General features: G+C 66.8%; 5 protein-coding genes. All 5 read left to right on the top strand.

The genetic code is table 11. The features are described 5' to 3' along the window. The coding region (locus ACXJKJ_RS22910) for a type VI secretion system contractile sheath domain-containing protein (RefSeq protein WP_457392731.1) at positions 1 to 1410 on the top strand (1410 nt) is incomplete at its 5' end. A gap of 146 nt (positions 1411 to 1556) precedes the next feature. Then, positions 1557 to 3230, top strand: a complete 1674-nt coding sequence (locus ACXJKJ_RS22905) for a hypothetical protein (RefSeq protein ID WP_457392729.1) — start codon at positions 1557 to 1559, stop codon at positions 3228 to 3230. Between the two features lie 34 nt (positions 3231 to 3264). Next, positions 3265 to 4836, top strand: coding sequence for a hypothetical protein (locus ACXJKJ_RS22900; protein WP_457356292.1), 1572 nt, complete (start codon positions 3265 to 3267; stop codon positions 4834 to 4836). A gap of 25 nt (positions 4837 to 4861) precedes the next feature. Further along, on the top strand, positions 4862 to 5491 hold the full coding sequence (locus ACXJKJ_RS22895; RefSeq protein ID WP_457322327.1) for a putative 2OG-Fe(II) oxygenase: 630 nt from the start codon (positions 4862 to 4864) through the stop codon (positions 5489 to 5491). 93 nt (positions 5492 to 5584) lie between these two features. Then, positions 5585 to 6769, top strand: coding sequence for a hypothetical protein (locus ACXJKJ_RS22890; protein WP_457356294.1), 1185 nt, complete (start codon positions 5585 to 5587; stop codon positions 6767 to 6769). Positions 6770 to 6778 lie beyond the last annotated feature (9 nt).

Below are 6778 nucleotides of genomic sequence, written 5' to 3'. Positions count from 1 at the left end.
GCGCGCGCTCGCGGCGCCAGCCCGTCGGCCGGCGCCCGGCTGGACGATTTCGCGCGACTGACCGGCCGCGCGAGCGCCCCTGACAGCGGCGGCGGCATCGACACGCTGCTGCGCAACGTCATCGGCCCCTTCGTCGTGCCGGCGGCCAAGCCCGAGAAGGCGGGTCTGTTGAACACGTTGGACGCCGCGATTGCCGACGGCATGCGTGCCGTGCTGCACCAGGCCGACTTCCAGGCCACCGAGTCGCTGTGGCGCGGCGTGGACTTCCTGCTGCGCCGCCTCGAGACCGGGCCGATGCTGCAGGTGCATCTGATCGACATCAGCGCCGAGGAGTTCGCCGCCGACCTCAGCGCCAGCGACGACCTGAGCGACAGCGGCCTGTACCGCCTGCTGGTGAGCAAGCCCGCCGAGGCCAAGGACGGCGGCTACACCTACGTCGCCGGCCTCTACCAGTTCGAGGCCACGCCGCCGCACACCGAGCTGCTGGGCCGCATGGCCAAGGTCGCCGCAGCGGCCGGTGCGACCTTCTTCACCGCGATGGCCGTGGACGAGCTCAGCAACCCGCGCGTGCCGCCGCACCCGCTGGTGGTGGACGCCTTCGCCGCGCTGCGCGGCCTGCCGGAGTCCAAGCGCCTGGCCCTGCTCGGCCCGCGCTTCCTGATGCGCCACCCTTACGGCAAGCGCAGTGATCCGATCTCGTCCTTCGCCTTCGAGGAATTCACGATGGCCGACGGCCTGGGCGGGCTGCTGTGGGGTCACCCGGCGCTGCTGGCACTGACAGTGCTGGCCGGCCAGAACGGCGCTCCCAACGTCAACGACCTGCCCTTCCACCATTTCGTCGATGCCGATGGCGACAGCACGGCCCTGCCCTGCACCGAGCGCTTCATTTCCTCGATGGTGGCGACCGAACTGGGCCGCTACGGCATCAAGGCGCTGATGGCGCACAAGGGCGAGCCGCTGGTGCAGCTCACCGGCCCGGACACCGTGGCGGGTGTCTTCACGCCGCCGGCCGCCGGCGCCGCCAAGCCGGGCGCGCGCATGGGCGTGGAGCTGGCCGTGCGCAGCAAGCTGGCCGAGCCCGTCCAGCGGCCAGGGCGCAAGGGCGCCGCCAATGCCGAACCAGAGGCCTCGGAAGAAGCGGCTGCGGATGCCGAGGCCCAGGCCGATACCACCACCACCGCCACCTCATCAGACAGCCCGGACGACAGCAGCGACCTGGACGCTCTGCTCGCCGGCTTGAATTCGGATGACGCCGCGCCCGCACCCGAACCAGCGGCATCGGACAGCGACGACCTCGATGCGCTGCTCGCGAGCCTGAACGACGACAGCCCGGCGACCGAATCTGCCGCCGCAGACAGCGAATTCGATGTGGATGCGGAACTGGAAGCGCTGTTGAAGTCACTGAGTTGATCGCAAGGGCAGTGATGACCCCGACGCTTGGAGTCAGCACGCCAGACACGCGCCGCAACGCACTCATCGAAGCTCCCGACGCAGCATGACGCCGATGCCGGGAGCCTCGGCCACTCTTTTCAATCAACCGCCTACTAGGGGGAATGATGGCTCAGGTCAATCTGCCGCAGACGCTTGGCGTCGCTTACTGGGACAAGCAGAAATCCGCGCTGGCCAAGGCCGCGAAAGCCCCGGCCACCAAGTTGCCGGACGCGCTCAAGGAACTCACCAAGCAGCATCTCGCGCTCGACTGGGATGCCTACGGCACCGACAAGCTCAAGACCGCCGATGACGCCAAGGCCCGCGCCGCCGAGCTCGATGCGGCCGTCAAGGGCAAGATCAAGGCGCTGCTGAGCCAGGCGCAGACGGTGGAGACCGCGGCGACCAGCTTCGAGAGCGAAGCGAAAAAGGACAAGATCTTCCCCAAGGAGCCGCTCACGGCGGCAGCGGCCATCGTCAAGGCGGCCAAGGAGTACCGTGCCGACGTGGACACGGCCGTCACGGCGGCCCGCAAGGCGCTGGACGCCAAGACGCAGGAGCTGGCCGCGCAGAAGTCCGCCAGCGGCCCGAGCAGCGCCGTGGTCGCCAAGCAGACCAAGCTGCTGAAGAGCAAGCTGCTGACGGCCATCGCCCTGCTGCGCAAGCCCCAGCCCAACGCACGGCCGATGCGGTTCGTGATCGTGCTGGGCAAGACCAGTGCCAGCCTGGCCCTGGCCTATGCGGTCGGCCCCGCGCAGGAAAAGCTCCTCAAGGGCCTGATGCCCGGCGAAGCGCCCTTCAAGGTCCTGAAGGACATGAAGGCCGTCGTGGTGTGGGAGAAGAACGCGCTCACCTTCGTCAGTGACCGCCTGGCCAGCACCACCCTCAAGAAGGTGCAGCTCTGGCTCAAGAAGCTGCTCAAGCTCAACTTGAAGATGCGGGTGCGCAAGTCGACCGGCGAGGTCGAGGAGACCGAAGGCGAGGACATCCCCGAACACCTGCTCAAGGCCGATCCGGCCGATGCCGCGGACGACCTCGGCCGCGAGGAGTTCGTGGAACGCATGGCCGCGCTGGATGCCGACATCAAGGCCGGCCTGCGCGGCCCCTCGGCGGCGCGCATCAAGGAGCTGATGGCCGAGATCGCCAAGCTGACCAAGGCCGACAAGTATGGCGATGCCGACGCCGAGCTCGACGAGATCGAGGCCCTGCTTGCCGGCGGCGAGGATGAAGAGGCCGACGAGCAGGAGGACGAGCAGGACGCGGACGCGTCGACCGAGAAGGCGTCTGGCGGCGCGCAGGCCAGCTTCATGAAGCGCTTCGCTGGCCTGCAGGCGGGCATCAAGGCCGGGCTGGCCGGCGCAGACGCCGCCCGCCTCAAGGAGCTGGTGGCCGGCATCACCCAGCTGTCCAAGGCCGGCAAATTCGCCGACTCGGAGAAGGTGCTCGACGCGATCGAAGTGTTGCTGAAGAAGGGCAGCGGCGGCAGCTCAGGCTCTGGCAAGAGTGCCGCCCAGGCCATGGACGAATGGAAGACCCGCCGCGCGGCGGCAGTGAACTCGCTCAAGTCGGTCGCCACCAAGGTGGCCAATGCCAAGCATGCCAGCTCGGCCAAGGCCATCATCGAGCTGCAGGCCGTGATCAAGAACCTGACGGCCGAGCCGGCCACGCTGCAGCAGGTCAACGAGCTGCAGCGCTGGCTGGCCGACGACGACGTCGTCGCCGATGTGTGCGAGCTGGCCGAAGACATCCGCACGCCGCTGCTGGGTGCCCTGAGCCAGCTGCGCACGGCCATCACGGCCTGAACGCCTCCATCCAACGGATCACAGGAACTCAGTCATGGGAAAGACCAATCTCCGCGAAGTGCTCGAAGCCATCGGCTCGACCAAGGACGGGATGACCGAGGAGAAGGATGCTGTCGCGCTGCTGGACATGCACCTGAAGGAAGTGCAGGGCTGCCAGCACACCGACGCTCTGGAAGACCTCGTCAAGGTGCGCGACGGCGCCAAGCGCGCGCTGGACATCACCTTCAAGGTGCGCACCGACAGCCAGTTGGCCCGCTCGCACGCCGAGCCGCTGGTGCAAGCGCTGGCGCCGCTGGAGCGGCTGATCGACCGGCTGCAGAAGGAGGCGCCAAAGGAGGCGCCGAAAGGCCCCAAGGCGCAGGCGCCCGTCAAGGGCAGCGAGCCCAAAGGCAAGGACGCTCCCGTGCCGGAAGTGCTGCCGCCGGCACTCAAGAATGTCCAGGAAGCCATGGAAAAGGGCGAACTGGCAGGCAAGCTGGCCGAACCCAAGTTCCGCGGCGAGGTGATGGACTACCTCGAGACCGTCAAGGGCAAGCCGACCGAGGGCGTGAAGAAGGAGCTGCTGAACGCGCTGCGGTCAGCGCCGAAGACGGACACGGCGCTGCGCCAGAAGGTGTTCGAGAAGGCCTTCGCCTGCTCGCTGGACAGCGTCAAGACCGACGACAACGGGGAGGCGCCGGCGCCCGTGCCACCGCACGTCCTCGACAAGGCCGTGGACATCCTGGCGACCTTCCCTGCCGAGCATCTGCCCGAGAAGTGGAAGCTCAACGCGGTACCGGGAAAGGGAACGTCCGGCACCTACATCCCGGAGACGCAGCTTGCCCAGTTCGACTTCGGCGAGGACGATGCCAATTTCGATCAGGACTACCTCAACGCGGTGGCTGGCGATCCGCTGGAGGGGACCAAGTGCTTCGATGTGATGGTGCGCCATGAACTCGGCCACGCCGTCCACGCGACCAAGAACGGCAAGGCGTTGACCGACTCCATGGACGGCGGCCAGTGGCGTGGCCACAAGACGCTGGCCGCCGTCGTGACGGAGCTGGACGACCTCGTCACGTCCCTGGCTGCGGAACTCAAGTCCAGGCTCGACATGGCCGACGACGCCAAGCCCGAGCTGCTGCGCTGGCTGAACACCGTGCAGGCGACCAAGCTGCAAGGCAATGACGTCGGCCTGAAGCAGGACTTCGCGACCGCCACCTTCGAATTCTTCGGCCCCAAGTCCGAGGCCATGAAGAAGGTTGCGGCCCGCGGGCAGAAGATGACGGTGTTGAAGGACGCGCTCGACCTGGGCCAGGCCTTCTTCAAGGTCGTCCGCCAGGGCATCCAGCCCAACGCCTTCTTCAGCCTCGGCCCCGATCCCGTGGCGCACAACGGCCGCGTCTATCTGGATTCCGGCCTGGGCGACGACGGCTGGGTGAGCTTCGCCGCCCCCACGCGCAAGAAGATGGTCTCGATGTACCAGTACCGCGCCCCCGGCGAATGGTTTGCGGAGTTCTATGCCACCGTGAACAACGGCAATGCCGACGTTCGCAAGAAGGGCAAGTCAGCCTACCCCGCCGCCTATTCCTGGATGCAGGAAAAGGGCATGCTGGTCTACAAGGATTGAAGCCGCGCCCGGCGGGACATCGACGATGACGCCTGCACCGGATGAGGGGCCAGCAGCCCAGCTGCTGCAGCTGTTCGCCGTGCCGCTGGCGTTGGCGGAAGGCGTGCTGGACGAGGCCGCCAACGCCGAGCTGGCGGAATGGATCCTGCTGGAGCGCGAGCTTGGCGAAGGCGTGCAACGCAGCGTCGTCGGCGGCTGGCATTCCAGGGCGGATCTGCCGGCACGGCGCGTGCAGCCCCTGGACGCCTTCTTCGGCACGCTCATCGAACAGGTGCGCGGCGTCCATGCCCGCGTCGGCAGCGGCGTGGACTACGAAGCCCGCTTCATGCTGCAGGCCTGGGCGACGGTGCTCGAACGCGGGCACTATGTGCAGGTCCACGATCACGTGGATGCGCACTGGTCGGCCGTGTACTACGTCGACGCGGGCGACTGCGACGACGCCGCGTCGGGCCGCATCAGCTGGATCAATCCGATCGGCTCGCACCGCTCCATGCCGGGCGCGGAGCTGATCCCGACGACCTTCAGCGTCACACCGCGCACCGGCTTGCTGGCCATCTTCCCCGGCTGGCTGAGGCACTCGGTGGAGCCCTACCAGGGCGACCGGCCGCGCATCGTCATCGCGGCCAACATCGAAGTGCAGCGCCGCGCGCGGTAAGCAGCCGGGGAACTTCCGGACCGGCGCAGTCACACATGGCGGCGCCTTGCATGCGCATCGCCGCTGCCATTTCATTCCGACTGAGACACCACCATGGTCAAGAAGACGATCACCATCACCGAGGACATCCCGGGTACGGACGATCTCAAGCCGCCCAAGCTGGAGGCCACCTACGAATTCGAGAGTGGCAGCGACGAGGCCCATGAGCGAGTCAAGTTCGACTACATCGCCAAGAACTTCGAAGCCGAGATGCGCAAGAAGTTCAAGAAGCAGATCGAGGGCTTTGCGCTGCCGTTGAGTTCCATGCAAAAGGAAATCGACGCGATGAAGAAGGCCTACAACGACATGACCACGGAGACCGACCCGCTCAAGCTCGTGGAGCAGATCAAGGCGGCGTCGGGCAGCAAGAAGTCGCTCGACACCAAGATCAAGGAATACAACGACTACCTCAAGGACGCGGTCAAGAACACCGTCGAGCAGCAGATCCTGGTCTGGGCCGAGAAGATCGAGAAAGATGCCGAGGTCGAGGCCAAGAAGAAGATCAAGAGCGACATCCGCTGGAAGAAGTTCCGCCACGTGGCCGGCGCCGTCATCAAGGGCGTGCTGATCCTCGGCGCCGCCGCCGCCGCCATTGCACTGACCATCGTCACCTTTGGCGCCGCGGCGCCTGCCATTGCCGCGCTGGGTGTCGCCTTCGCCAGCCTCGGCGGGCTGACCGCCCTGGTCAAGGTTGGCCGGGACATCAAGGGCAAGTACGACCTGGAAAAGCGCGCCCTGGCCAATCTGGAGGCCGATCTGAAGGTCATCCAGACCCACCTGGGCAGCATCGCCAACAAGACGGCCGGCCTGCCCAAGCATCTGGACGATGCTTCCCGCATGTGCACCGAGCGCCGCGGCATGATCCAGGCCACCCGCGCCGTGCTGGACAAGCTCGCCGTGAAGGCCCGGGAAGCCCAGGACAAGATGGAGGTGGTCAAGGCGGCCGGCGACTTCAAGGGCATCACCAAGCAGGCTGCCGTGCTGAAGAAGCTGCACGACGAGCAAACCAAGGCGCAGACCGCCATCGAACAGGCCCAGCAGCGCGACAAGGAGTTCGAGGCCTTCATCGACAAGGCCCGCGGCGTCGTCGGCGACCTTGAGAAGATCCCGGTCCTGGCCCCGCGCACCCTCCTTGAGACCGTGAAGCAGTACGCCAACATGGACACGCTGATCAATGGCGCCGACCTGATCAGCTCGGTCGGCGGCTCTGCGGCCGGCCTGAAGGGCGCCGTGAAGTAAGGCTGCTGC

This window comes from Roseateles sp. P5_E1, assembly GCF_054049335.1.
The sequence above is the reverse complement of the archived record's forward strand: the minus strand, read 5'-3'. Positions and strand labels throughout refer to the sequence as shown.